Here is a 24,525-nt window from a genome sequence, read left to right on the forward strand (position 1 = left end):
CGGCAGCCCCGCAGGGCCACCGCGCCGATGCGTTAAAAGGCTACGTTGCCAAACTCCGACAGGATAAGGTCGGGGTTGTGGTCGGTTGCCCAATCCACGTTCCACGGGCTCGTAAACAGCAACAGCTTGCCACCGCGCATGTCCTCGACGCGCAGCGTGTCGCGCGTGAGCGAAAGGCCCGGGATATCGATGGTGTCGGGGTCGTTCTGGATCCAGCGAATGTCCGTATAGGGCAGCGGCTGGCGACGAACCTCAACACGGTACTCGGCCTTGAGGCGGCGCTCGAGTACCTCAAACTGTAGCACGCCGACCACGCCCACGATGACGCTCTCCATGCCGGCACCCAGCTCGCGGAAGATCTGGATGGCGCCCTCCTGGGCAAGCTCCTCCATGCCCTTGACAAACTGCTTGCGCTTGAGCGTGTCGACCTGCGTAATGCGAGCGAACATCTCGGGGGCAAACGTCGGAATCTGCGGATACTGCACATGGCGCTTGCCGGAGCACACGGTGTCGCCGACGCTAAAGATACCCGGGTCGAACAGGCCCACGATATCGCCCGCGTACGCCTCGTCCACGATGGCGCGGTCGTCGGCCATCATCGACGTGCCCGTGGCAAGCTTAAGCTTGCGGTTGCCCTGCACGTGGAAGGCATCCATGCCGCGCTCGAACTTACCCGAGCAAATGCGCACAAAGGCGATGCGGTCGCGGTGGTTCTTGTCCATGTTGGCCTGGATCTTAAACACAAAGCCGCTAAAGTCGTCGCGGCAGGGATCGACCGGTTCACTGGTAAGCGTATCGGTATAGGCACGCGGCGTCGGGGCCAGACGCAGGAACTCCTTAAGGAAGGGTTCCACGCCAAAGTTGGTAAGCGCCGAGCCAAAGAACGCCGGGCTCAGCTTGCCGCAGGCCACGGCATCCAAGTCGAGCTCGTCGCCGGCGCCATCGAGCAGCTCGATGTCGTCCATCAGGTTCTTATGGTTCTCCTCGCCGATGAGCTCATCCATGGAAGAATCGCCCAGCTCGGCCTCGACCTCGGCGACCTTCTTGGTGGCGTTGGCGTGACCGTCACCCTCAAAGGCAATGACGCGACGGGTCTGACGATCGAACACGCCGCGGAAATTGCGGCCGCTGCCGATCGGCCAGTTCATGGGATACGTATTGATGCCCAGGACATTCTCGATCTCTTCCATGAGCTCAAACGGATCGCGAGCCTCGTGGTCGAGCTTGTTCACAAAGGTGAAGATGGGAATGTGGCGCAGCGTACAGACCTTAAAGAGCTTCTTGGTCTGGGCCTCGACGCCCTTGGCGCCGTCGATGACCATGACTGCGGCGTCAGCGGCCATAAGGGTACGGTAGGTATCCTCCGAAAAGTCCTGGTGACCGGGGGTATCGAGGATGTTGACGCAGGCGCCGTTGTAAGTGAACTGCAGCACCGAGGAAGTGACGGAAATGCCGCGCTCCTTCTCGATGTCCATCCAGTCCGAGACGGCATGCTTGGCCGAGCTCTTGCCCTTGACCGAGCCGGCGGTCTGGATGCTGCCGGTATAGAGCAGCAGCTTCTCGGTAAGCGTGGTCTTACCGGCATCCGGGTGGCTGATGATCGCGAATGTGCGGCGCGACGAAATTTCATCCGACAGGCTTGCCATGCGGATCCTTTCTTGCATTGAGTGCATTACGTCGTTGTAACCGCACTATTGTAGCCGCGAAATCTCACTCTAGGGCGCCTGTCAGGACAAATTCATCAGTTGGGGCCTGTGTAGCAGTCGATGACGGCACTCCGCAGCAGTTTGTCTCGATCTGTAACATCTAGACGGTTTTTGAACCTCTACCTGTTACAGATTTAGACAAACAGGCGGGCGTCCCAGAAAGATCTCGATCTGTAACATCTAGCAGCCAAAAACTTCTCCAGTTGTTACAGATTGAGACAACCAGGTGGGGCCCACCAGCAAAATCTCAATCTGTAACAGGTAGCCGTCCAAATCGGTTCCAGATGTTACAGATTGAGATGAATGAACGAGCGGACAATCCTTATTTGCCTCTTGCGTAACTGTGCATAGTGTATATATACTGTGTTTACCGGTTATATACACGTGTAGCCCAACAGCTAAGGAGCCGCTGTGGACATCATCCTATCCAATTCGAGCGACAAGCCCATCTACGAGCAGATAACCTCGCAAGTCAAAGCTCAGATCTTATCGGGCACGCTCGCTGCGGGAGCCAAACTCCCCAGCATCCGTGCACTCGCGAGCGACCTGGGTGTGAGCGTCATCACCACCAAGCGCGCCTACGCCGACCTAGAGCAACTCGGGTTTATCTGCACCGTGCAGGGCAAGGGCTGTTTTGTCGCCGAGGGCAACCAGGAGCTCTTGCGCGAAAACCAGCTCTGCCATATCGAAGACCTGCTTGCGAAAGCGGCGAGCCAAGCCGAAGCCTTGGGCGTCACGCGCGACAAACTGCACGAAATGCTCGACCTGGTAGCCCCCGAAACCATGCAGTAGCCATCTGCAAGAAAGGCTATACCATGCAAAACTTGCTTGAACTCAAAGGCATCTCACGCGCTGTAAGCGACCGCTTTTCACTACGCGATGTCACGCTCGCCGTGGAGCCCGGCCAGATTGTTGGCTTTGTGGGCGCAAACGGCGCCGGCAAGACAACGACCATTCGCGCCGCGCTCGGGCTTATAAAGCTCGATGCCGGCGAGGTGCACCTGTTTGGGCAGCACTGCGGCGCCGACGCGCCCGGTGAAGCGCAGCGTTGTCTGCGCACTCGTGTCGGCCTCGTGCTGGACACATGCCCCTTCCCTTCCACACTCAAGGTGACCGAAGTTGAGGCACTCGTAAGCCCGGCGTACCCCACCTGGAGCCACGACACCTTCGCCAGCCTCATCGACCGATTTGGCCTTGATCCCAAGGCAAAGGTCAAGGACCTCTCCCGCGGCATGGGCATGAAGCTGCAGCTTGCCTGTGCGCTCAGTCACAAGGCCAAGCTGCTCGTTTTGGACGAAGCCACCGCGGGTCTTGATCCCATGGCACGCGAGGAGCTGCTCGATGAGCTGCTTGCCTTTGTCGCCGACGGCCAGCGCAGCGTGCTGCTCTCGAGCCACATTACGTCCGACCTCGATCGCGCTGCCGACCGCATCATTTGCATCGATAACGGCTCGATTGTGTTTGACCTGCCGCGCGAGGACATTACCGACCGCGCCGGCATCGCCCACTGTACCCAAGCGCAGGCCGCCGAGCTTTTGGCTTGCGTCGAAGGCGCCCGTGCCGCCCACCACGCTTATAGCGTGGACGTGCTCGTGCCCAACCGTCGCGAAACGCTCGAGGCCTTCCCCGAGATTCCCTGCGATCGGGCAACCATTGACGATTATCTACGCCTCATGCTGAAAGGGGCTTCGAAATGAAACGCGCCTTTATGTCCGAGCTCGCCATCGTTCGCACGCTTGTCCCAAGCATAGCAGGCGTCGGCCTGTTCATATTCGTTGTGCTGACCCTCGCCAACACGTCAGGTGGCGACTCCGGCATGAGTGCCGGCGCCTGCGCGCTCAGCGCCATGTCGCCTATCATGGTCATGAGCTCGCTGGCAGGCTTCGACAATCAAAACGGATGGGAGCGCTATCGGGCAACGCTGCCCCTCTCGCGCAAAGACATCATCTGCGCACGCTACCTGAGCATCGTTGTCTTCTCGGCCGTCATGACGTGCGCCGCCACGCTTTTGAGTATCGTCGCCATCCCGCTCTTCAACAGCGCGGGCATTCCTTCGACGGGACAGACGGTCTTTGAAATCGCAATCGCCTCGGCAGCATCGATGCTTATCTCCCTCATGATGGTGTTTTTGGCGCAGCCGCTGTTCTTTCGATTTGGACACATGGAGGCGCTGCGCCTATCCGTTGGCCTGTTTGCCCTGCTCGGATGCCTTGCCATGGCCACGCTAAGCTCCTCCAACCCCATCAGCAACTGGCTCATGTCGATTGCCGGGGCGAATCCCGATCCCGCCGTTCTTGGCTGTCTGTGCGCAGGAACTGCAGTACTGGCGCTCGCACTATGTGTAATCAGCTGCGCTGTCAGCACCAAGGTTTATCGAGTACGCGATCTGTAATCGACGGCTAAAAAAGCTTAGGTGGTACCCCGCTTATTTTTTCAATGAAACGAGGCGGCATAGCGTCACCACCGCCCTTCACGGCAGGCCGTCTAGTTCTTGGCAACCAAAAAGACACCGTCAGCATATCGAAGGTGAATACTTTTCCGAGAAGTGAACGAGTAAAAACAGTGCCCTGTAGCATCGACATTTTTAAGGACTCAATTCCTGCGGTTTTTGTCTAAGAATCCTGCAGTTTTGTTCGAAAAAAGTGTACATGTTCCAGGGGTCCAGATTTACTCGTTCACTTCGCGGAAAACCATTCACCTTCGATTCGAGCCTTAACCAAATGCCCTCTCGAACTATGTCCCCTGTCTCACCACAGCGATATCAAAGCTTCATGGCGGGACGGTATCATCGGACGAGCGCCGTAAATCTGGCGCGGTCGTTCTTTGGGGAGGCATTTCACCCGTGTCGTGGGTCGCAGCAGCATTTGTGTCGGCTTTCTTTGCCGGCGTCACATCAGTCCTGGCCAAATGCGGCATCAAGCATACCGACTCCGATGTCGCGACGGCCATTCGCACCTGCGTGGTGCTCGTTTTCGCCTGGGCAATGGCGGGCATTTCTGGATCCATTGGAACCATCGGCAGCATCGAGCCCAGATCTTGGCTCTTTCTCGTCCTCTCGGGACTCGCTACCGGTGCTTCGTGGATCTGTTACTTTAAGGCGTTGGGCATCGGAGACGTCAATAAGGTCGTACCGGTCGACAAGATGAGCACCGTACTCGCCGCACTGATCGCCATCGTGCTTTTTGGCGAGACGAGCAACCTTGCGGTTAAGCTCGTGGGAACCGCTGTCATCACCCTCGGCACGTTTTTAATGATCGAGAAGAAGCAGTCTGCCGGACCCGAGCGGCAGCAAGACCGGACCTGGCTCGCTTACGCCCTCGGCGCCGCCGTGTTCGCGGCGTTCACGTCCATCCTTGCCAAGGTTGGCATCGAAGGCGTCGAGTCCAACCTGGCCACGGCAATCCGTACCTGTGTGGTACTGGTTATGGCATGGGCAATCGTGGCAGCTAAAGGCAAGATGGGCCAAGCCGTGCACGTAGACCGCTACGAACTCGTATTTCTCGCGGCATCGGGCATTGCGACTGGCGCATCGTGGCTGCTGTGCTACTACGCCATCGCCACAGGCCAGGTGAGCGTCGTGGTGCAGATCGACAAACTATCGATTGTCGTATCGGTACTATTTGCGCGCCTGGCATTCAACGAAAAACTCTCATGGCGCAGCGCCATCGGTCTCGCCTTCATCGTCCTGGGCACCGCCGCGCTCGCGATTTGGAAATAGCGCCGATGCCAAGCGAGATCTAGACGCTCGCAAATCCGTGACAAACGGCATATCCCGGCACGCCCGTGACGTTTTACAATATAAACGTCACGGGCCTCGGCTCAGTCTCGATCATCCAAGGGGATGTCTTTTTGGTCATTGTTCTTTAGGGAACGGTCAATCGCATAGAACCACGAAAACGGCCGTCCAACGGCCGTGGTTTGTTGCGCCGTTCCGCCTCCGTCATCTGCCATTTTTGCACCTGATAGGAAAGAACAATGCAAACCCAGGAATCTCAATCCTTCCCAAAAGCAACTAGCTTCGGCGCGACACTCGTACGCTCTAAGATTATGGGCCCCAATCCCCTCAAGCTCTGCGAAGAGCTGCTTCGCGATGTGCATATCCCCTGCGGCGTCCGCGTCTGCGACCTTGGATCGGGCACCGGTATCACCAGCGCCCTACTCGCCCGCGAATACGGGTTTGACACCTACGCCGTCGATCTGTGGAGCGACCCCGTCGAAAACCGTGCGTTCTTCGATTCGCTCGGTATCTCGCGCGACACGATTCACCCTGTTAAGGCAGACGCCTCGCAGGGGCTGCCGTTTGAGCACGACTATTTTGATGCGGTCGTAAGTATCGACTCGTACAACTACTACGGCCGTGACCCACACTATCTGGGTGAGCGCCTACTCCCCTACGTAAAGCAAGGCGGGATGCTCTACTTAAGCATCCCCGGCATGGTTCGCGACTGCCACGACAACCTGCCCGTTTGCCTGCTCAAATCCTGGACACCCGAGCAGCTCGACTATATGCACGACATAGCCTGGTGGCGCGCCATGATCGAGCCGACCCCTGGCGTCGAGATTGTCTCGATGCAGCCTATGCTCTGCACGGACGAAGCATGGAAAGACTGGCTCGCCTGCGACAACGAGTACGCAGCAGGCGACCGCGCTGCCGTTGAAGCCGGCGCGCTCGAATACCTCAACACCATCGCCATTGTGCTGAGGAAGCTCTAAACATTAGCCGCGCAAGGCCGTAAACAAATGGCCTCGCGCGGCTTCTTCAAAACGAGTTCTGAACAAACGCAAAGCGCAATATGCTACTTGCGCAGCGGCTTGGGCAGCGGAATGCCGGCGGCGATGGCTGCGGCGATGATCATGCAGACGATGCCCTTGAGCGGGAAGCACATGAGCAGCAGGCCCACGACCATAACGGGTTGGCGCATGACGGCGCCCATCGTCGATGCCGTGCAGACGGCGACGCAAAAGACCGGATCGGCGCCGGTGAGGATGGCAAGGCCATAGCCCAGGCTTACGCCCGAGAAGATAACCGGGAAGAAGTGACCGCCACGCCAGCCCATATTGATGAGGGCGGGGGTCAGCATAGCCTTGACAAGACCGGTCGCGATAAGCACGCCGGCGGGAATGGTCAGATAGGTTTCCATGAGCACATCGGCCTGGGTCTCGCCGGCAAACATGGTGTAGGGCAAGAGCGTGCCACAGATGGCGAGCGCCAGACCGGCCATCATGGCCTTGACGACAGGACGCTCCCCTATTGCATGGGACAGCGCCTCGCTCGCGTGCTCGGAGGCAAAGTACAGCCAACCGCAAACGGTGCCGAGCAACGCCAGCGGAATGAGCCAGGCAAGCTCCAGGTTGCCCACCTCGGCGGACTCGAACCTGGGCATGCCCATGCCGCCGCCCACGAGCTGGCCAAGCAACAGGTAAGTGCCCAGACCGCCGGCAATCGCAATGCCATAGACCACGGTCTTTTGCGCCTTGGGCAGCTTGATGGTGATCTCGTCGGACGCGGACTCATCGTCGGCATCTTCGCCCTGGCCGTCGGCGCTACCGGCGAGCGGCGCCACAAAGCCAAAGACAGGCGCGGTAAAGAGCGCCGTCAGGGCAGCCTGGGTACCTAGCAGCGTGAGCTCCCTAAACTCGGCGCCAAAGCGACGCATGCGGTCGCCGACCCAGCTGCACAGGCCCGCGATAACGCCGGTCAGGCCGGCCTCCGGTCCAATACTTCCGCCAAACAGCAGCGGCAGCAATGCCGCAAGCGAAAGCTTGCCCAGATTGTCGTACGGGTAGCGCCCATCTTGCTTGACCTTAGCCATCACCTGATTGAGGTTATCGGTCTTGGTGTCTGTCATCTTTTCGTACAGACCGATTAACAGGCCGCCCAGCAGGCAGACAAAAAACGGGTACGGCAGAAAGCCAAACGGGCCGCTGGCGAGCTCGGGCGAAGCGACGCCCAGTGCGTGCGGAATCTCGGTCCATAGATAGTCGATGCCGTGCTCCATCACAAAAAAGAACAGCCAGACCGCGGCACCTGCGAACGCACCGGTCACGGCAACGCTAACTAAAAACAGCGCGCGGTTTGTGGGTTTAGCGAGCTTATCCATCGGGTCCTCCCGCGGTCAAAGTCGACATAGATACGTTTTATTGTAGAGCGAGTGTGGCCCAGACGAGCCAACCGTCTGCGCTGCAAACGGAGCCACCGGGGGCCACAGCGGGACAGGCTCAAGGCTTATCCGTTGATAATTGATGCGATTTCGTACAGATCCTCGGCAAAGTAAATGCCTTGCTGGCGCCGTGGGCTTGATAAACCCTTATCAATCATGTGTCCGAGCAGCGCCTTGAGGTCGTTGTAGTAACCGTCCAGGTTATACAGGATGCACGGAGCACTCAGGTGCCCCAACGACACCGCGGACATAACCTCGGCAATCTCCTCGAGCGTGCCCGTCCCACCGGGAAAGGCAATGAACGCATCGCCGAGCTCGATCATCTTTGCCTTACGCTCCGCCATATCGCTCGTCACGATGAGGTCGTCGATACCGTCATGTTGAAACTCGGCCTCGATAAAAAAGCTCGGCTCCACACCCGTCACGTGCCCGCCGGCATTAAGCACGCTATCGGCGAGCGCGCCCATCAGGCCCGATTTGGATCCGCCGTACACGAGCGCGTGCCCGTTGGCGCCAATCCAGTTGCCCAGCTCCTGCACCGCAGGCAGAAACGCCGGGTCATTGCCGATACTGGCACCCAGATACACGGTGATATTCAAATTCAGTCCCCCTCATCGTGACGCGCGGCGCCCGTTTTAGCGCTGGCGCCGGCGATATTCGCGCACGCGGCGCGACAGATCGGCGAGCTCGTCACGATCAAGCTCTTCCAAATGCTCAAGATCATCCATAAAGCGCGCCATAGTGTCCTTTTGATGCATCTTGATAAGCATATTGCAGTAGCTCACCGCCACGCCCGTGAGCATGGCAATGTAAAAAATGCTGATAACGCTCAGGACGATCGTGATGACACGGGCGACCGGCGTTTCGGCCGGAATGTCGCCAAAGCCGATCGTCGATACGGTCTCAAAGCTAAACCAAAGGCCATCGCCAAACGTAAGAGTTGTTGGCTCAGAGAGCCAAACAGCCATTGAACACAGAAGATAAAAGACGAGAAAAAGGCCCGTGATGCGCACGAAACCGGCTTGACGCAACACATCGGCCAGCGTCCTCAGCTTTTTCATCGAGACCCCCTTTTTCAGGACAAGCAATCGCTTTTGGTCGGTATTGTCCCACGCCTCCCCCGCAAACGGAACCAGCCATCGAGAATGCCCCTAGACGACGAGTTGTGAGGGACAATCCTTCCACAACAAAAAAGTGCGTTTCAATCTGCGACAAATAGGATGTTCCCGTCGGCCTCGCAGCCTGAACTAGTATCTTGATATAGACATACCACCCACCGCCGTGCACGCAGCACGCGGAAAGAAAGGAAACCCACGATGTTTAGACCTCTTCGTAGAAAGAAGCGTGCTATCACCGATCAAGAGGCACGAGAGCTGCTTGTTAATTGCAAACGCGGCATTTTTGCCGTCAACGGAGACGACGGCTATCCTTACGCCATTCCCGTTAACTACTACTTTGACCCCGAGCACGACAAAATTTACTTTCATGGAGCCAAGGCGGGGCATAAGGTCGACGCACTCAAACGCAGCGACAAAGTCTGCTTTACCGTCTATGGCAACGATTGGTACAAAGACGACGACTGGGCACCCTATGTTCAAAGCACTGTGGTTTTTGGCCGTTGCCGCCTCGTGAACGATGACCCGGCGTTTGTCGAAGACAAAGTCCGACAGTTCGCCCTCAAGTACTATCCTTCTGCCGAAGAGGTCGAAGAGGAGATCAAGCAAAGTATCAGGGGCGTCCAGCTGTATGAAATTACGGTTGAACACCTTTGCGGCAAGCAAATTCAAGAAAAGTAGCAAACGTGGAAAACGTGCTCGCAACCCTCTGCGCCCTATGCGCCCACGCACGTTGACGACACGGGCGCAAGCCGCAGTACCCGAATCGTGCGACCCCTATACCCCAAAAACGTAACGGTCTAGGCGGTCGCACGCTTCCCTTACGCGCGAAAGCGGCAGCGCCAGATTCACGCGAATGTGGCAGGGGCCATGGAACGGACGTCCATCCTGATACCCCACGCCCACGCGTGCCCCCTCGTCGAGCAACCACTGAATATCACGGCCATGCTCGCGGCACCACTCGGTGCAGTCCAGAAACACCATGTACGTGCCCTGCGGACGCGAATAGGACACGCCCTCAAAATGCTCGTCCACGTAATCGCAGAAGTACTCGATATTGTCGGCAAGCACCTGGTTGAGTTCGTCCAACCACTCGTAGCCCTGCGGTTGGTAGGCACCGATAAGCGCATGCATCGAAAGGACATTCATCTCGTTGTAATGGGTCTTGTTAGACACAGCGCACATGCGGTCGCGCAGCGTCTCGTTGTAGACAATGTGGTAGCTGCCGACCAGACCCGCCAGGTTAAACGTCTTGCTCGGCGCATAGAGGGCAACCGTGCGCATGCGGGCATCCTCGCTCACCGACTGCGTCGGGATGTGCTTGTGTCCCGGCAGAATGATATCGGACCAAATCTCGTCCGAGATCACCACGCAATCGTGCTTGCGATAAATGTCCATGGCGCGCTCGATCTCGTCGCGCTCCCATACGCGGCCGCAGGGATTGTGCGGCGAGCAGAACACTGCGGCATGGATGTGGTTTTGGGCGAGTTTGCGCTCCATGTCCTCAAAGTCCATGCGCCACACGCTCTGGTCGTCGAGCTGAAGCGGGCTGTGGACAATGCGATAGCCCGCAGCCTCGATGGACTTGGTGAAGCCGATGTAGGTGGGGCTGTGGACCAACACCGCATCGCCCGGCTGGACATACGCGCGCAGCGTCGACACGACACCGCCCAGCACGCCGTTTTCGTAGCCGATATGCTCAGGCGCCAGGCCCTCGACGCCATTACGGCGGCTCTGCCATTCGATGATGCGGTCGAAGTACTCGGAACGCGGATTGAAGTAACCAAACATGGGGTGCTGGGCGCGCTGAATGATGTGCTCCTGGACCGTAGGCACCGTGGCGAAGTTCATGTCCGCCACCCACATGGGAATGCGGTCGAAGCCCTCGTCGGGTGCGTTCGGAGCCATACCGGGGATCTCACCCCAAGAGTCAACGGCGATGGAGTCCATGCCATGGCGGTCGATGATTGAAGTGAAGTCGTATTTCATGCTGAGCCCCCGTGCAGAGCGGAATGATTCGGTAAGCGTTATTGTCCACCAGCGTAGGCGATTTTGGCATGGGGTTTGGCGCTTAATTTGATGGGTGCGGACGAATGGCTGGCTAGTCTCGCGCGTCGTTGATGGCGGTTACCGTCAACCTGGCCCCGTCAACCGTAAACGATATGTCGAGTCCGGCGTAAGCCAAGTGGTAAACGCGGTTTGGCTCGTGCTTGCTGCCCGCGCGGCGCGGATCTTGGCGAAGAACCTCGACCAGGCCGGGGAGCTTTGCGGGCGGGACCATGTCTTGAAGCGCTTGCGGGAACTCAACATCGAGCTCTTGCCACGGAGCACCCTCAATCCAGCCGCCGGTCGCATCCGGGTGGCAGTCCGCAAACGGGATGTAGGGCTTAATGTCGTAGATGGGCGTGCCGTCACGCAGGTCGGCCCCCAGTACATGGATGATGGGGCCGTCGTCGGTGCGCTCAACGCGGCTGAGCTTGACGCAGGTAAGGCCGATGGGATTGGGGCGAAACGGGCTGCGTGTGGCAAACACGCCCACGCGTTCGGCTCCGCCCAGACGCGGCGGGCGCACAGTCTTCGACCACTTGACGTTGGTGCCGAACCTGTCCTGCGTCTTGGCATCGGCAGCTATATCCTTAGCCGTGCCGCCGGGCGTTCCGTTTTCGAAGCGCCACAGCAGCCATAGGTGAGAGAAGGAGTCCAGACCCTCAACTGCTGCGTTGGAGGCAAATTCCGGCTCAAAGACGATGCGTCCCTGCAGGTGGGGCGCCAAAAAGCTGTTGCGCGGAATGCCGAACTTCTGCGGCAGGTCGGTATGTATGTGTGCGATAGGTTCCATGCCGGTCATTGTACGGCATGGAGGTGTGGGGTGTAGCGCGCAATTCTTCGCCGCGGTCTCCCGTCGTGCAACCAACGGTTGCTTGGAAGGAAGCTGGCCGCCGCGTATGCTTAAGCCATCAACCAGCAGAAAGGAGTCGCTATGGCCTTTGCAGAAAAGCTCATTGCCATTCGCCGCGCCCATCACCTTACCCAAGAGCAGCTCGCCGCCAAGCTCTTCGTCACACGCCAAGCCGTCAGCCGTTGGGAACGCGGTGAAGTCACCCCGGGCATCGACATGATGAAGCTCATTGCCGCCGTAACCGGAGAACCGCTGTCCCACCTGCTCGAAATGCCCGAGCACTATTGCCAGAGCTGCGGCATGATACTCACACCCGACGACTGCGGCACCGATGCTGTGGGCGCCACGACCGACCATTACTGCAAGTGGTGCTACGACCACGGCCAGTACACCTACGACACCACCATGGAGGCGATGATCGAGGATTGTGCCCCGCGGCTGGCGCAAAACACCGGCATGTCGCTCGACGAAGCCGTCTCGCTCATGGGCGCCGTCCTGCCGCAACTGGAGCGCTGGCGCTCCGTGCAAGAAAACGAGGAGCGCTACGGTGCCGAGGCGCGGGCGCGCTATGGCGACGAGGCGATCGACGCAGCAAACGAAGCACTGCTGGACATGGACCCCGAGACATGGAACGACATGAAGGAACTTGAACGCGCTATTCTGGGTCAGCTTTCGATTGCCATGGGCGACGGCAATCCGGAAAGCAACGAGGCCCGCAAACTTGTCGCGATGCACCGTCGATGGATTGGCCTTAACTGGGGGCACAAGCCCCAAGACGAAGCATACCTGGGCCTCGCCCACGGCTATCTTGCTGACCAGCGCTTTATCGACTACTACGACAAGCCCTGCGGCACCGGAGCCACGGCGTTTCTGGTACAGGCCATCGAGTCGTCGTCAGCTCATGCATAGACCGCGGCGGCTTTGGGTATTTCAATCAAAACCTCAACCGATTGGAGACCTATGGCTACTAATCATGAGCTCACGCTGTACGTTATGACCGGCTGCCCGTATTGCATGAAGGTCAAGCGCTTTTTGGCGGATAACAGCGTGACCGTTCCCGAGCGCAATATCTCGACCGACCCCGATGCCGAGCAGACGCTCATCGCCGTCGGCGGAAAACGCCAGGTTCCCTGTCTGTTCATCGACGGCAAGCCGCTCTACGAATCGAGCGACATCATCGCATGGGTACAGGAGAACCTGCTCTAGCGTGCGAGTACTCATTGGGGACGTTCTTAAATGAGTGGGTAGGGCTTCGGTTTCTCAAATATATAGAACATATGTTTGCTCTCTGTGTTATACTCATCCCAAGGCATGAGACTGGTCGAGAGCTCCTGCGGAGGTCCCCAATGACACGCTGGAGCGAGCTCGGTAAGTAAGATCGGTGGTTACCGCACTCGCCCATCTCAGACAGGCTGCGCTCCTGTTCGCCGTCGCCATCAAAGAACGGCACTCACAATCAGACTGTTTCTTTTCCGTGAGTCACACAGGAGCGCATCGCTATGGCAAAAAAGATACCAACCCTTTCACCCGACATTATTTCAAACACCTGCTCGGATATCAGCAGGATTGTCGAGGCCAAACACCTCGGCCAGAAAGGCACCGACCATGAGGCCTCTTCGGAAGGGGCTCTGCTCATCGGGCGCCGTCTCGAGCAAGAGATTGCCGGATACCCCATTTCCAATCTAAATGGCCTACTCTCGCCCATCGCTTGCCACCTCAAGCAGCACTTTAGCCCAAGCCTGGGCCCGACCTATCTCAAGCGTTGCATAAAGCTCGCACGAACTGTTCCGGAAGACATGAGTTTTCGACCGGAGCTTGATCTAGAACACTATCAGTCGCTCGCTCGCATCGCCGACAAAGATCTGCGCTTGGATCTGATGAACGTTGCCGCTGATAACCGTTGGAGCGCATCGCGCATCGATCGTCATGCCCGCTATCGAAGTCCGCAGGACGTTTTGGATGCTTGGGAGCGCCGTGTGCTTGAATCAAATCAAGAAGTACGGCGCTTCGCCCGCGCCTACACAGATGCCTGTGGAATCATTTCACTCGATGAACTTATTGAGCTCTACAACTCCTGTGCCCCCAATCCAGTCTCGAGATTTGAGATAAATGAAACTATTTGGCAAATCAGGAACGAATCGGGGCAAATCGACAATCCCTGCGTCATATCCAGAGATGGAAAACTCTATCTCATAGCGCCTGAGCTCGATGACGCTGTCGATGAAGCCCCTTATTACTACGATGACTACGGATACTCCTATCGAAAATATGAACGACGCAGCGAATACACCGGTGAGATGCGCGCGCTGCGCGAACGGCGCGTTGGCATCAGAGTGGCAGCCATCTTCGCCGGTCACGAACGTCTCCCAATCAAAAGGCTCAGTTATGACGAAGTCATCTGCGGGCATATAAAGTGCAGTCGATCTGTCGAACGACTCAAGCAGTACGTCCTGAGAGACCCTGAGATTAAGGCATCCGATCTCCATGCAAGAGAAGATGAGTTCGATTTCATCATGACAAAGCTTTTGCGTTCCGTTGGACTCAACGGTATGCCGACAGCACAGCAAATTACCGAAGACGCAGCTTTCTTATTGATTGTCGTACGGCCCGAGTTTTACGAACGCAAGAAAACAGCCGAAGTCTCCAAGCTCCTCTCGATAATCTATGAAAACGCTCCCCTCTGGGAGTTCAACGGACGTTCACATACCGAACTAAAAAGCGAAGGAGTAGTGGAGCCTCCGATGTCGGCTTTACATCGAAAAGTCCAATCAAAACAAGTCGCTTAAGCCTATTAACTGCTTGCATTTTTGTTTACAAAACTGTATACAAAAAGAGAGGCCCTTATGGAGCTCATCGCAATCCACCCCCACGCCCTCAAACACGGGCTGACGGAGACGGATATCACCTGCGCCTGGAACTCCGCTTTTGCATGCTTCAGGCGTGATCTTGAAAACGGAGGTATCGATTACGTTCTCGTTGGACTTGATGGAAGAAGCCGTCTCATGGAGCTCATCGCTCGATATTGCTCCAATCGAGATGGCTATATCATTTACCACGCCCTTGTCCCTCCTACGCGCAAGGTGCTCAGGGAAATCGGGATCGATCGATAGGAGGCGCTATGGACGCTAAGCAACTCGAAAAGATGATCGGATTTGCCCCCGGAGAGTTGGAGAAAGCCGCGGAGGCATACGAAAAAGATGAGTGGCCGAAGGGTCGCACCATCAAGCTGGGAAGGCCGTCGATCTCTGATGAGCCAAGCGTTGTTTTATCGGCACGTGTGGGTGAATCGGTTCTTGAAGCGTTTGACGAGAAGGCAAAGCGCCATGGGCAAACACGCACAGAGCGACTCAGAGAACTCATTACCCTTGACGCAATGATTGCCTAGTCCCCCACCGAATCCAAACATGTACGCCAGCATCCAAAGTCGACATTTTTCGATATCTTTGGATGCTGACGTACAGCTTTTGCAACATAGTCATTGGGGACGTTCTTAAATGACTAGCCGTTAAAGAACGTCCCCAATGACTAGCTAACCGTGGAAGCGGGCTATGGGCGCAAGTGGCTGCTCGCGAAAGACGCGCTCGACGGCGGCACGGTATTCGTCGACCTTTTTAGTCTTGCGTACGAGTTTGTGAACGGTAGCAGGATCGGCGAAGGCGCATTTAGCGTAGAACCACCACTCCTTCATGCGAAAGACCGCGTTGCCGCCAATCTCTTCTGCATATGCCGCAAACAGCGTGTCGTGGAAGCGCTGCAGTTCGGCTGCCGTGGCAGCAGGGCCGCCCTTGACCATGCGAGCCAGCGCGGGGTTCGCAAGCAAGCCACGCCCCAGCATCACATGGCGTGTACCGGGATAGGCCTCCACCAGCGCCTCCATGTCCTCAAGATCAAAAATATCGCCGTTGTATGCCACCGGAAACGGTGCCCGCTCCAACGTCTCGCCATAAAACCCTTTGCGCGGCGAGCCCGTATAGCGATCCTTCTGTACGCGCGGATGCACGATCAACTCTGCCAGCGGCATGCGACAGTACAGGTCGAGCACGCGCTCGTATTCGTCGTCGCTCTCCAGCCCCAGCCTGGTTTTTACCGACACCGGCAAGGGCGATCGCTCGCACACATCAAGCAAGAACACCTCGAGCCCATCGAGGTTGCGCAAGAAGCCCGATCCTTTACCCTTGGCAACGACCGTACCCGAGGGGCAGCCAAGGTTGAGATTAACCTCGCGGTAGCCCATGTCGGCGAGCACGCGCGCCGCCCACACAAACTCATCCGCGTTCTTGGACATGAGCTGGGGCACCACGTTAAGCCCTTGGTTGTTAGCCGGATCGATTTCCTTAAACGCCTTGCCGCCAAAGCGGTTGCCCATCCGCGGCGGCGGCAAAAACGGCGTGTAATAGCAGTCGAGCGCACCGAAGCACTCCGCATGCACGCGACGGAACACATGCCCGGTAATCCCCTCCATGGGGGCCAACGATAGAATCATCAACATCTACTCTCAAATCAATGCGGCAAAGGAACCGCCCCTTTGTCACATGCATTATGCCTTGTCCCCGAGGCGGCCCACAAGGCGGAGGCGGCTACTTGATGTCAGCCAGCCCTCCGACCATCCCTGTGCAACGAAGGTGAATGGCGCCCGCAAACAGCAAGCAGGGCCGCCCCACAGCAGCTCCCTCACTCGCCACTTTTTCCTTGTCCAAAAGAGGACGTTCGCGATCAATCGATCACCAACAGCACGCTGCTGACCGCCATGTCTGAACAACAGACACCCTCCACTCACATACTCAAGAGCGCGTGCGCATCGCCCTCGAAAAACGATGAGAGTCGAGCCCCCATGCAGCTGCTCACCGAGCAAGAAAAGAAACGCATCCAGCGGTACTGCACATACCCCAAAATCGCAGCGACCGCACTCGTCATGTCGTTCGCAGCATGCCTGTTGATGTTGCCGCTCCAAATGATCAACGATATCGCGTTCCACCAAAAGGAATTCCAACCCGCGGGCATATATACCGCCATTGCACTCACCGCAATCGAACTCATCATCTTTTGCTATTGCGCTCTTGCGCCGCGCTTTGGAATGCAGGGCAAACAGTGGAAGGAGCTACAGAGCAGACTTGCGGTAGCCCAAACCAACAAAGACCGCTCCGCGGAGGTCGCCGGCATGCTCGCCGCGCAAGATGCCTTGGAGCCCGTGTGCAAACGCGTCGCGGCAGACGACCCATACGAGTCGTATCACGACTACGGCTACCGCATTATCGGCTATCTGCGTGATAATGACCTCGGCGCTCAAGCAGCCTATGTCTACCTTTCTTTCGATGCAGATGGCATGCTCACGGACGTCGATTACACCAGTCAGATCGACCCCGAGGCAAGCCTTGCATACAACCTCGCCTGCAGCGAGCAGGATATCGCGACACTATGCGCCCCCGCTCAACGGGTTAGGCATTTCCGTTGCCACACCGGGCCTCCTCACGCCATGCAGCCTGTCGGATGAATTTAAACAGGCATTTTAGCCGGATCCCTATATGAAGAAATCAGCATCAAGACGGAGGACGAATCTATCAAGTCGTACTACACCTTTAACGCCGAGCCCAAAGAAGAGTTCGACAAGTACACCCATCCGGAAATTAGCCTCATGCTCTCCGCAGAGGAGGACTAGCAACTTACGCTCTAATTGACGCTCGCAAACGCCGTCTATATCTCAAGGTCTAATACTTTTCCCGAGAAGTGAACGGCTATATTTGGACCCCCGAAGCATCGACATTTTTAGACGCCAAACCCGCAGGATTTGGCTGGCAAAACCGCAGGAAACCGCCTTCAATAAGTGTCGATGCTTCGGGGGTCCATTTTGACTCGTTCACTTCTCGGGAAAAGTATTAGACCTCGATTTACTTGTCACTCAATGTGACAAAAGGACAGTCCCTTTGTCACATTATTCGGAGCGCAGGGCTTCCACGGGGTCTTTTTTGGATGCGCTGCGGGCCGGCAGCAGGCCGGCAACGACCGTCAGCAGCACCGAAATTGCAATGAGCGCCAGCGCATCCTGCACGGGCAAGCTCATCAGATTGGGTACCTGTTTGGCAGCAAGCGCCCAGGCATTAACCGGAAAACTCACGAGCACCACAACGACAATGGCAAAGACACCGGCAATGAGGCCCTCGATAAAGGTCTCGGCATTGAATACGTTGGCCACGTTGCGCTTCGACGCGCCGATCGCGCGCAGGATGCCAATCTCCTTTTTGCGCTCCAGCACGCTGATGTAGGTGATGATGCCGATCATGATGGAGCTCACGACCAGGCTGATGCTCACGAACGCGATGAGCACCAAGCTGATGGTATTCACGATATCAGTCACCGAGCCCATGATGATGCCCATGTAGTCGGTGTACGAGATTGCCTGCTCGTCGTGGCCGGCGGCTTTGACCTGCTTGTTGTACGCATCGATATGGTCGAGTACGCGCTCCTTGGCCTCAAAGTCACGCGGGAAAATCTTGACCGAGATGGGATCCGCTTCATCCGCGTAGCCCAACGTGGTCAGATTGTTGTCGTAGGTGAGCTTCGACGCCTTGGCATAGCTCATCATGAGCGAGCTCAGGTCCTCGGCGTCCATGTTGAAGTGGATGGCACGAGCAAAGGCGCTCGCATCCACGCGCATGGCGCTCGCCAGGTTGGCAAAACTCGAAGACATCTGCGTCACCATCTGGTCCATGAGCCCTGCCGCACCGGCCTTAAGCTGGGTCGACACGGTCGTTGCCACCTGCTCGCTGATCGCCTTCATCACCTGATCCATAGCCTGCTGCAGATACGGAGCCAACTGATTTTGGACATAGTCGGTCATCGCCTGTTGCAGGCGCTCGACCAGGGCATCGCCGCCGAGCGCCTTGAGCTGTGCCAGGCACTGCTGCGCCACAACATCGTTCTCGAGATACGCCGAGAATGCGGCAGCAAGCTTTGACGCGTCTTTGAGATCTTCGGGTGACAGCGCCCTAAACTGATCAGACTGCAAAAAGCCCTCAAATAGTTGGTTGGCAAGCGTTCCCACCTGTTGCATTTGCTCGGGCGTGAGCTCCAAACCGTCAAAGATGCCCGAAAAATCGGGGGTCGGCGCTTTGGCCATGATGTCGCTTAAGTCGATGTCTTTACCAACGCCCGAAAGGTCAATATCCAGGCCCGACAAATCGATGCCCGAAAAATCCATGCCACCGGCAGCACCCGAGAGTGCAGACGCATCGAACGAGAACGCGCTCTTGAGCGCCGCTTCGTCCACACTGAACATACTGCCCAGATCCACGCCTTGCTTGGCCTCGCCTTGCAGTTCGTCGAAAGTTTTGCCCGTAAAGACATCCGTCTCGGGGTGGGCAAGTTGCTCTTGCACGATCTGCGAATCGGCGGCGCGCTCCATAAGCTGGCGAGTCAACGCATGCGTATAGGCAATGCCCGGAGATAACGCGCTCGCATTGGCCGTCTCGTTAGGTCGCACCACGCCCACAATGTGCACGTCAATACCGTCGGCAACCTTGGCCGTCATAAAGTCTGCGTCGCCAGACATGTCAGTCCACATGCCGGTCTCTTCGTTTTTGCGATAAGCATCGGCCGGCGACAACACCTTAAACGTCGTGGACAGCGCATCGTCGTAAGTAAAGTCGGCGCCGCTCTCAGGCGTCTCAATTTTACCGTCGGCGGCCATGGCACTGTTCACCAGGTCGTTGAGCTCATCGATATCCAGCGCACCGATGCTGTAAAGCGTATAGTCGCCCACCGTTCCACGGCTCGAAAGCACCATTACGGCTTCGTGAGCAGACGTAGGCCAATGGCCGGCGACGACATCGTACTGGCTGTCGAGCAGACTCTGATCGTCGATCATCTCGTTAAAGACCGAGGTCCCCATGGAGTCCATGCTCACCGTTGCCGCCGAGCTCGCACCACCGCTCATGGCCTCGGTCATAGCGTTGGGCACCAGCCGGACAGGCTTCTCATCGCCCTTGCCGGCACGATAGACAACCGGCGTCACGCCGTAACCGTACTGGATGGCATTGACCTCTTTGTCGATACCGTCGCCGCCGGCATCGAGCCATGCCTTAAAGCTCGTCATATCGTTGGACTTAACACTTGCAAACATGTCCTTTACGGCCGTGACCACGGGAATCTTTTTGGTTCCCTGAGCCTTGCCGTCGGCACCGTCGTCGGACGAACCCTCGTTCTTGGACGTATCGTCATCCGTGGCCCCCTGTTCGCCCATCATGGACGACAGGTCGTAATCCTGCTTGGAAATGGTAAGCGGGTAGCTCGAAAGCGTATCCTCCTCGACCTTTTTGATGTAGCCGTTTACGCCATTGGACAGCGCCAAAATCGCCGCGATGCCAATAATGCCAATCGAGCCCGCAAAGGCCGTCATGGCCGTACGGCCCTTCTTGGTCATAAGGTTTCGGGCAGAAAGCCCCAGCGCCGTCACAAAGCTCATCGAGGTTTTGCGCGTAGGCTTGGCCTCGCGGCGCGTGGCGTCAGCGACATCGAAAGGATCAGAATCGTCGGTAATCTTGCCGTCCGCCAGGTTGACGATGCGCGTGGCGTACTCGTACGCCAGATCGGGATTATGCGTGACCATGATAACCAGACGGTCGCGCGCGACGTCCTTGAGCAAGTCCATGACCTGCACGGACGTTGTGGAATCCAAGGCGCCAGTCGGCTCGTCTGCCAACACAATCTCGGGATCATTAATCAGGGCGCGGGCGATGGCCACGCGCTGCATCTGTCCACCCGAAAGCTGACTCGGGCGCTTGTTCACGTGCTCGCCCAGACCAACGGCCTCGAGCGCCTTGCGCGCACGTTGGCGGCGCTCGGCGTGCCCCACGCCCGTGAGCGCAAGCGCCAGCTCCACGTTTTCCAAAATGGTCTGATGCGGAATGAGGTTATAGCTTTGGAACACAAAGCCGATGCGGTTGTTGCGATAGGCATCCCAATCGCGATCGTGAAAGTCCTTGGTCGAAATACCGTCGATCAGCAGGTCACCCGAGTCAAAGTGGTCGAGTCCGCCGATAACGTTGAGCATCGTGGTCTTACCCGAACCCGAGGGCCCCAGAATGGCCACGAACTCGTTATCCCGAAAAGACAGGCTCACGCTGTCGAGCGCCACCTGCGTAAACGACTGCGTAACGTACCTTTTGCAAATTCCTTTGAGCTCCAGCATGGACGGCAACCTCTCCTGCGCAGGCACCTTGCCCGCTCTCCCCCGCCGTTCGTATTCGACGCGTTTGTCCTACTCTATCCCCATTTTTTACCGGCGCCAGTGAGGAATGTAACAAACCGCACCAAAAAACGAACGGGACGGCATGCCGCGTGGCGCGCCATCCCGCGCATACCGTCGATAATGTGACAAAGGAACTGTCACTTTGTCACATCTGCCCGACCCTTATTGGGGCACCCGATTCCCTATTGGATGATAAAGGACGGATGATACGGACACTTTTCGCCCATGCACACTGTATTGGCCGCATAGCTATCGCAGGCCGGCGTCTTCTCCCATGCTTTAAGCTGTGGTCCGCCGAGCGCGTTAAAAAACGAAACGGCCTCACGAATCGCCACGCGCGCATCTCGCTTGCAGCACCGTGGGCTTCCCGAGCGCGCGATGGCGGCAAGCAGCTCCGAAACCATTAACTGCCCCTCCTGCCAGCCTTCACTGCGCAGCGGCGCATTGCCGCGCACGATTGCATATGCCATGCCCGCAGACGCAGCTGCCCCGCACATGCCCCAGCGGGCACACGTTGCCCCCGGCACGCAATCCGAACGAGACATCAAATCGGCAAGATCGTCTTTGAGCATCGCATCTCGCTCCCCAGATGCTTCGGCGTTGCGCCAGCACGCAAGCAGCACCGCGCCCACAATAAAATGGTGGATGGGGCCAAAAGCCACGCAGCGCTCATCTGCCATAACCTCTTCCAAAAGAGCCGCGGGCGCCACCGACACACTGGCCATGAGCATCTCAACAATCCAGCCTGTTTGTTCGTCTTTTGCCATGCGGCATCCTCCTCTAAAACAAATTGTGCGCACACTCCATTATGGCCTTCTTCTGCCCGGAGCGCTCAATGCGAAACAACCTGCTTCGCTCGTGCCACCAACAAGCCCTGCTAGTTCTCGTCGCAAACCAGCCCTGCTCAGGAGCAACACCAGAGGCGATGACAAGCACGATGGAAAGTGGCAACACCACGACGGCAGCCCTTTTCGAAAAAGAAGGCCCCGCGCAATCGCGCGAGGCCTCCCCATTCATGGAACTATGATCAAAGCAGCCCAAAAAGCTTACTCCCACTCAACGGTGCCGACGGGCTTGGGCGTGAGGTCGTAGCACACACGGCAGATGCCGGGAACCTCGGCTGTGACGCGAGCGGTAATACGCTTGAGCAGTGCCCAGTCGAGCTCAGGTACCTCGGCGGTCATCACGTCGACGGTGTTGATGCAGCGGATGATGCAGGGCCAGTCGTAGGCGCGCTTGCCCTCGCGCACGCCGGTGGCACGGAAGTCGGGCACCACGGCGAAGTACTGCCAGATGGTCAGACCTGCCTTGTCGATCTCCTCGCGCACGATGGCGTCGGCTTCGCGCAGCGCCTCAAGACGGTCGCGGGTGATGGCACCAAGGCAGCGGACGCCCAGGCCGGGGCCGGGGAACGGCTGACGCTCGACCATGTTCTCGGGCAGACCGAGCTCGCGGCCCACGACGCGGACCTCGTCCTTGTACAGCAGCTTGACGGGCTCGCAAAGCTCAAACTGCAGGTCCTCGGGCAGGCCACCCACGTTGTGGTGGGCCTTCACGCCATCCTGGGACTCCAGGATGTCGGGGTAGATGGTTCCCTGGGCGAGGAAGCTGACCTCGTCGCCAACCTTGCGGGCCTCCTCCTCGAACACGCGAATGAACTCGGCGCCGATGATTTTGCGCTTGGCCTCGGGCTCCTCGACGTCCACGAGCTTATCCAAGAAGCGATCGGTCGCGTCCACATAGACCAGGTTGGCGTCCATCTGGTTCTTGAAGACGTCGACGACTTGCTCGCTCTCGCCCTTACGCATCAGGCCGTGGTTCACGTGCACGCAGATAAGCTGCTTGCCGATGGCCTTGATGAGCAGGGCCGCGACAACCGAACTGTCGACACCACCGGAAAGGGCCAGCAGGACCTTCTTGTCGCCGATCTGCTCGCGGATTGCAGCGACCTGCTCATCGATGAACACCTGGGCAAGTTCGGAAGTGGTGATACGCACCATGTCGTCGGGACGCTTGTTGGAATCCATGCAAAGCTCCTTTTCGGTTCGATGGGAATGCGTCACACGTATGCAAACGCACCGTCATATGACCTCATTATATGCAGAACAAGATGTGTTTCCCATCGCTGCGACAAAGCTTTTTGCAGGGGTGGCAATTTTTCCTATTGTCGAGCTCAGCTAGGCTTCGGTAGCCACCTTGGCAGCATCGCCAATAGACTCTTCCTTTATACGTTCTGCGCAATCGTATGCCATACCCGCAAATTCCAGTCCCGAGTAACAGGAGTACAATTGCTGCTATTGTTGCCAGCTGTTGGGAGATGGAAGATGGACTGCGATGGCTACCCATGCGTTCCCATGCCGTTGATGTGCACCGCCTTTGTGCCGGGGCAGATTGACGCTGCGGTTGCAGGCATTTCCGACCCCGATTCGCGCGCCATTGCCACGGCAGAAGCGCTGTACTTTCGCGGACAGGCCACCCTCGCTGCCAAGACGGCGCGCCCTTATCTTGACGCCACCGACCCCGCACTGCGCTATTCCGCATGCTTTATCTGCGGATACGCCAGTCTGTCGCTCAACCGTATCGCCGATGCCCGCCGGTGCCTTACTGGCATCCTCGATACGCCGGCCGACGAGGAATCGCCTGCCGTCCACGCCATGCACATCCTGTTCGCCTCGGCCGCGAGCGTCCTGCTGCACTTGCCTTCCCCGTATTCCGCCGAAGAGTTTTATCCGCTTGCGGCGCATTTGCCCGAAGGCCTGCGCCTGTTCGCCAGCTACGTGATGGCGCACGCCTTGTATCTGCGCGGCGAATACGGCCGCAGCCTGGGCATGGTGGAAAATGCCCTGATCATGAAACAGGGAAGCTATCCCATCTCGGAACTGTTCCTGCACCTGGCGGCTTCCATGGCATGCATGAGCCTCAAGGACATCGACGCCGCAAAGGCACATTTCGGAGCCGCTTGGGACATTGCGCGCCCCGACGGCCTTATCGAGCTCATTGGCGCGCACCACGGCCTTTTACAGGGGCTCATCGAGGCGTGCCTAAAAGCGCAATACCCTGACGATTTCGCACGCATCATCGAGATTACGTATCGATTCAGCTACGGCTGGCGGCGCATCCACAACCCCGATTCGGGCGAGGACGTGGCCGACGATTTAACGACCACGGAGTTCACCATGGCCATGCTCGCCTGCCGCGGATGGACCAACGCCGAAATCGCACGCCACATGGAAGTATCGCCGGGCACTGTTAAAAACCGCCTATCAGGAGTGTATGCCAAGCTTGGTATCGGAACTCGCGCCGAGCTGGTCGCGCATATGTTGCGTTAGCGACCGGGCTGCCAAGCGCATCGAACGCGTTCCGGAACCCGGCGCTTCGCTCGATCAATTTGGACATTTTG

23 protein-coding genes are annotated in these 24,525 nt (G+C 57.8%); 13 read left to right on the top strand and 10 right to left on the bottom strand.

The genetic code is table 11. From position 1 onward, the window contains the following. Positions 1-32 precede the first annotated feature (32 nt). Complete coding sequence (locus tag ACTQ1E_RS06535; protein WP_441565403.1) at positions 33-1,646, bottom strand: peptide chain release factor 3; 1,614 nt, start codon at positions 1,644-1,646, stop codon at positions 33-35. A 471-nt stretch (positions 1,647-2,117) separates the two neighbouring features. On the opposite strand from ACTQ1E_RS06535, the gene ACTQ1E_RS06540 reads away from it, so the two are divergent. The 5 genes from ACTQ1E_RS06540 (at position 2,118) to ACTQ1E_RS06560 (ending at position 6,419) form a co-directional block, all read left to right on the top strand. Continuing rightward, positions 2,118-2,498 carry a GntR family transcriptional regulator gene (locus tag ACTQ1E_RS06540; protein ID WP_370450620.1) on the top strand — a complete coding sequence of 127 codons (381 nt, stop codon included), beginning with the start codon at positions 2,118-2,120 and terminating at the stop codon, positions 2,496-2,498. Positions 2,499-2,521: 23 nt separating this feature from the next. Then, on the top strand, positions 2,522-3,403 hold the full coding sequence (locus ACTQ1E_RS06545; protein WP_441565405.1) for an ABC transporter ATP-binding protein: 882 nt from the start codon (positions 2,522-2,524) through the stop codon (positions 3,401-3,403). Beyond that, the gene (locus ACTQ1E_RS06550) at positions 3,400-4,098 is read left to right on the top strand and encodes an ABC-2 transporter permease (RefSeq protein ID WP_441565407.1); all 699 of its coding nucleotides are present in this window, start codon (positions 3,400-3,402) and stop codon (positions 4,096-4,098) included. The genes ACTQ1E_RS06545 and ACTQ1E_RS06550 overlap by 4 nt, the downstream gene beginning before the upstream one ends. 450 nt (positions 4,099-4,548) lie before the next feature. Continuing rightward, on the top strand, positions 4,549-5,424 hold the full coding sequence (locus ACTQ1E_RS06555) for an EamA family transporter (protein ID WP_441565409.1): 876 nt from the start codon (positions 4,549-4,551) through the stop codon (positions 5,422-5,424). 257 nt (positions 5,425-5,681) lie between these two features. Then, positions 5,682-6,419, top strand: coding sequence for an SAM-dependent methyltransferase (locus ACTQ1E_RS06560; RefSeq protein WP_427747524.1), 738 nt, complete (start codon positions 5,682-5,684; stop codon positions 6,417-6,419). A gap of 83 nt (positions 6,420-6,502) precedes the next feature. Here the strand turns inward: ACTQ1E_RS06560 and ACTQ1E_RS06565 are convergent, their stop codons facing one another. The 3 genes from ACTQ1E_RS06565 to ACTQ1E_RS06575 form a co-directional block, all read right to left on the bottom strand. Continuing rightward, positions 6,503-7,807 carry a chloride channel protein gene (locus ACTQ1E_RS06565; RefSeq protein ID WP_441565411.1) on the bottom strand — a complete coding sequence of 435 codons (1,305 nt, stop codon included), beginning with the start codon at positions 7,805-7,807 and terminating at the stop codon, positions 6,503-6,505. Positions 7,808-7,932: 125 nt separating this feature from the next. After that, complete coding sequence (locus tag ACTQ1E_RS06570) at positions 7,933-8,466, bottom strand: TIGR00730 family Rossman fold protein (RefSeq protein ID WP_427719368.1); 534 nt, start codon at positions 8,464-8,466, stop codon at positions 7,933-7,935. 36 nt (positions 8,467-8,502) lie between these two features. Continuing rightward, on the bottom strand, positions 8,503-8,928 hold the full coding sequence (locus ACTQ1E_RS06575) for a potassium channel family protein (protein WP_441565413.1): 426 nt from the start codon (positions 8,926-8,928) through the stop codon (positions 8,503-8,505). 255 nt (positions 8,929-9,183) lie between these two features. Here ACTQ1E_RS06575 and ACTQ1E_RS06580 point away from each other — a divergent pair, with 255 nt between their 5' ends. Then, positions 9,184-9,663 carry a pyridoxamine 5'-phosphate oxidase family protein gene (locus ACTQ1E_RS06580; RefSeq protein ID WP_154516961.1) on the top strand — a complete coding sequence of 160 codons (480 nt, stop codon included), beginning with the start codon at positions 9,184-9,186 and terminating at the stop codon, positions 9,661-9,663. Positions 9,664-9,759: 96 nt separating this feature from the next. Here ACTQ1E_RS06580 and ACTQ1E_RS06585 read toward each other — a convergent pair whose 3' ends face one another. Together ACTQ1E_RS06585 and ACTQ1E_RS06590 are read right to left on the bottom strand one after the other, a co-directional pair. Beyond that, positions 9,760-10,971: a MalY/PatB family protein gene (locus tag ACTQ1E_RS06585; RefSeq protein ID WP_441565415.1), complete on the bottom strand. Its 1,212-nt coding sequence runs from the start codon at positions 10,969-10,971 to the stop codon at positions 9,760-9,762. A gap of 112 nt (positions 10,972-11,083) precedes the next feature. Next, a complete protein-coding gene (locus ACTQ1E_RS06590) occupies positions 11,084-11,821 on the bottom strand; it encodes a TrmO family methyltransferase domain-containing protein (protein WP_441565417.1) in 738 nt (245 codons plus the stop codon). A 141-nt stretch (positions 11,822-11,962) separates the two neighbouring features. Here ACTQ1E_RS06590 and ACTQ1E_RS06595 point away from each other — a divergent pair, with 141 nt between their 5' ends. From ACTQ1E_RS06595 to ACTQ1E_RS06615, 5 genes are all read left to right on the top strand, one after another. Continuing rightward, positions 11,963-12,790, top strand: coding sequence for a TipAS antibiotic-recognition domain-containing protein (locus tag ACTQ1E_RS06595; protein WP_441565419.1), 828 nt, complete (start codon positions 11,963-11,965; stop codon positions 12,788-12,790). Positions 12,791-12,841: 51 nt separating this feature from the next. Beyond that, the gene (locus ACTQ1E_RS06600) at positions 12,842-13,087 is read left to right on the top strand and encodes a glutaredoxin family protein (protein WP_441565421.1); all 246 of its coding nucleotides are present in this window, start codon (positions 12,842-12,844) and stop codon (positions 13,085-13,087) included. Positions 13,088-13,380: 293 nt separating this feature from the next. Next, complete coding sequence (locus ACTQ1E_RS06605; protein ID WP_441016494.1) at positions 13,381-14,667, top strand: hypothetical protein; 1,287 nt, start codon at positions 13,381-13,383, stop codon at positions 14,665-14,667. Positions 14,668-14,724: 57 nt separating this feature from the next. Then, entirely contained in the window at positions 14,725-14,991 is a 267-nt protein-coding gene (locus ACTQ1E_RS06610) for a hypothetical protein (RefSeq protein WP_441565423.1), read from the top strand. Positions 14,992-14,999: 8 nt separating this feature from the next. Further along, positions 15,000-15,266: a ribbon-helix-helix protein, CopG family gene (locus tag ACTQ1E_RS06615; RefSeq protein WP_154516940.1), complete on the top strand. Its 267-nt coding sequence runs from the start codon at positions 15,000-15,002 to the stop codon at positions 15,264-15,266. A gap of 144 nt (positions 15,267-15,410) precedes the next feature. On the opposite strand, the gene ACTQ1E_RS06620 is transcribed toward ACTQ1E_RS06615, so the two are convergent. Beyond that, positions 15,411-16,364 carry a tRNA dihydrouridine synthase gene (locus tag ACTQ1E_RS06620; protein WP_441538520.1) on the bottom strand — a complete coding sequence of 318 codons (954 nt, stop codon included), beginning with the start codon at positions 16,362-16,364 and terminating at the stop codon, positions 15,411-15,413. 348 nt (positions 16,365-16,712) lie between these two features. On the opposite strand from ACTQ1E_RS06620, the gene ACTQ1E_RS06625 reads away from it, so the two are divergent. Continuing rightward, positions 16,713-17,372, top strand: a complete 660-nt coding sequence (locus ACTQ1E_RS06625; protein WP_441565425.1) for a hypothetical protein — start codon at positions 16,713-16,715, stop codon at positions 17,370-17,372. 438 nt (positions 17,373-17,810) lie between these two features. Here the strand turns inward: ACTQ1E_RS06625 and ACTQ1E_RS06630 are convergent, their stop codons facing one another. From ACTQ1E_RS06630 to guaA, 3 genes are all read right to left on the bottom strand, one after another. After that, positions 17,811-21,065: an ABC transporter ATP-binding protein/permease gene (locus ACTQ1E_RS06630; protein ID WP_441565427.1), complete on the bottom strand. Its 3,255-nt coding sequence runs from the start codon at positions 21,063-21,065 to the stop codon at positions 17,811-17,813. Between the two features lie 242 nt (positions 21,066-21,307). Further along, positions 21,308-21,892: a DUF5714 domain-containing protein gene (locus ACTQ1E_RS06635; protein WP_441056330.1), complete on the bottom strand. Its 585-nt coding sequence runs from the start codon at positions 21,890-21,892 to the stop codon at positions 21,308-21,310. 279 nt (positions 21,893-22,171) lie between these two features. Continuing rightward, positions 22,172-23,152, bottom strand: a complete 981-nt coding sequence (gene guaA, locus ACTQ1E_RS06640) for a glutamine-hydrolyzing GMP synthase (RefSeq protein WP_427794284.1) — start codon at positions 23,150-23,152, stop codon at positions 22,172-22,174. 297 nt (positions 23,153-23,449) lie between these two features. On the opposite strand from guaA, the gene ACTQ1E_RS06645 reads away from it, so the two are divergent. Continuing rightward, positions 23,450-24,454, top strand: a complete 1,005-nt coding sequence (locus tag ACTQ1E_RS06645) for a helix-turn-helix transcriptional regulator (protein WP_154516919.1) — start codon at positions 23,450-23,452, stop codon at positions 24,452-24,454. Positions 24,455-24,525: the final 71 nt, after the last annotated feature.

The organism is Collinsella sp. LCP21S3_C7, assembly GCF_052118485.1.
Lineage (GTDB): Bacteria > Actinomycetota > Coriobacteriia > Coriobacteriales > Coriobacteriaceae > Collinsella.

Coding starts and splice junctions, on each gene's coding strand:
- ACTQ1E_RS06620 (WP_441538520.1), bottom strand. CDS start 16,364: ATGATTCTATCGTTGGCCCCCATGGAGGGGATTACCGGGCATGTGTTC.
- ACTQ1E_RS06565 (WP_441565411.1), bottom strand. CDS start 7,807: ATGGATAAGCTCGCTAAACCCACAAACCGCGCGCTGTTTTTAGTTAGC.
- ACTQ1E_RS06580 (WP_154516961.1), top strand. CDS start 9,184: ATGTTTAGACCTCTTCGTAGAAAGAAGCGTGCTATCACCGATCAAGAG.
- ACTQ1E_RS06560 (WP_427747524.1), top strand. CDS start 5,682: ATGCAAACCCAGGAATCTCAATCCTTCCCAAAAGCAACTAGCTTCGGC.
- ACTQ1E_RS06645 (WP_154516919.1), top strand. CDS start 23,450: ATGGACTGCGATGGCTACCCATGCGTTCCCATGCCGTTGATGTGCACC.
- ACTQ1E_RS06585 (WP_441565415.1), bottom strand. CDS start 10,971: ATGAAATACGACTTCACTTCAATCATCGACCGCCATGGCATGGACTCC.
- ACTQ1E_RS06575 (WP_441565413.1), bottom strand. CDS start 8,928: ATGAAAAAGCTGAGGACGCTGGCCGATGTGTTGCGTCAAGCCGGTTTC.
- guaA (WP_427794284.1), bottom strand. CDS start 23,152: ATGGATTCCAACAAGCGTCCCGACGACATGGTGCGTATCACCACTTCC.
- ACTQ1E_RS06635 (WP_441056330.1), bottom strand. CDS start 21,892: ATGGCAAAAGACGAACAAACAGGCTGGATTGTTGAGATGCTCATGGCC.
- ACTQ1E_RS06605 (WP_441016494.1), top strand. CDS start 13,381: ATGGCAAAAAAGATACCAACCCTTTCACCCGACATTATTTCAAACACC.
- ACTQ1E_RS06600 (WP_441565421.1), top strand. CDS start 12,842: ATGGCTACTAATCATGAGCTCACGCTGTACGTTATGACCGGCTGCCCG.
- ACTQ1E_RS06550 (WP_441565407.1), top strand. CDS start 3,400: ATGAAACGCGCCTTTATGTCCGAGCTCGCCATCGTTCGCACGCTTGTC.
- ACTQ1E_RS06595 (WP_441565419.1), top strand. CDS start 11,963: ATGGCCTTTGCAGAAAAGCTCATTGCCATTCGCCGCGCCCATCACCTT.
- ACTQ1E_RS06615 (WP_154516940.1), top strand. CDS start 15,000: ATGGACGCTAAGCAACTCGAAAAGATGATCGGATTTGCCCCCGGAGAG.
- ACTQ1E_RS06630 (WP_441565427.1), bottom strand. CDS start 21,065: ATGCTGGAGCTCAAAGGAATTTGCAAAAGGTACGTTACGCAGTCGTTT.
- ACTQ1E_RS06625 (WP_441565425.1), top strand. CDS start 16,713: ATGCAGCTGCTCACCGAGCAAGAAAAGAAACGCATCCAGCGGTACTGC.
- ACTQ1E_RS06545 (WP_441565405.1), top strand. CDS start 2,522: ATGCAAAACTTGCTTGAACTCAAAGGCATCTCACGCGCTGTAAGCGAC.
- ACTQ1E_RS06590 (WP_441565417.1), bottom strand. CDS start 11,821: ATGGAACCTATCGCACACATACATACCGACCTGCCGCAGAAGTTCGGC.
- ACTQ1E_RS06610 (WP_441565423.1), top strand. CDS start 14,725: ATGGAGCTCATCGCAATCCACCCCCACGCCCTCAAACACGGGCTGACG.
- ACTQ1E_RS06535 (WP_441565403.1), bottom strand. CDS start 1,646: ATGGCAAGCCTGTCGGATGAAATTTCGTCGCGCCGCACATTCGCGATC.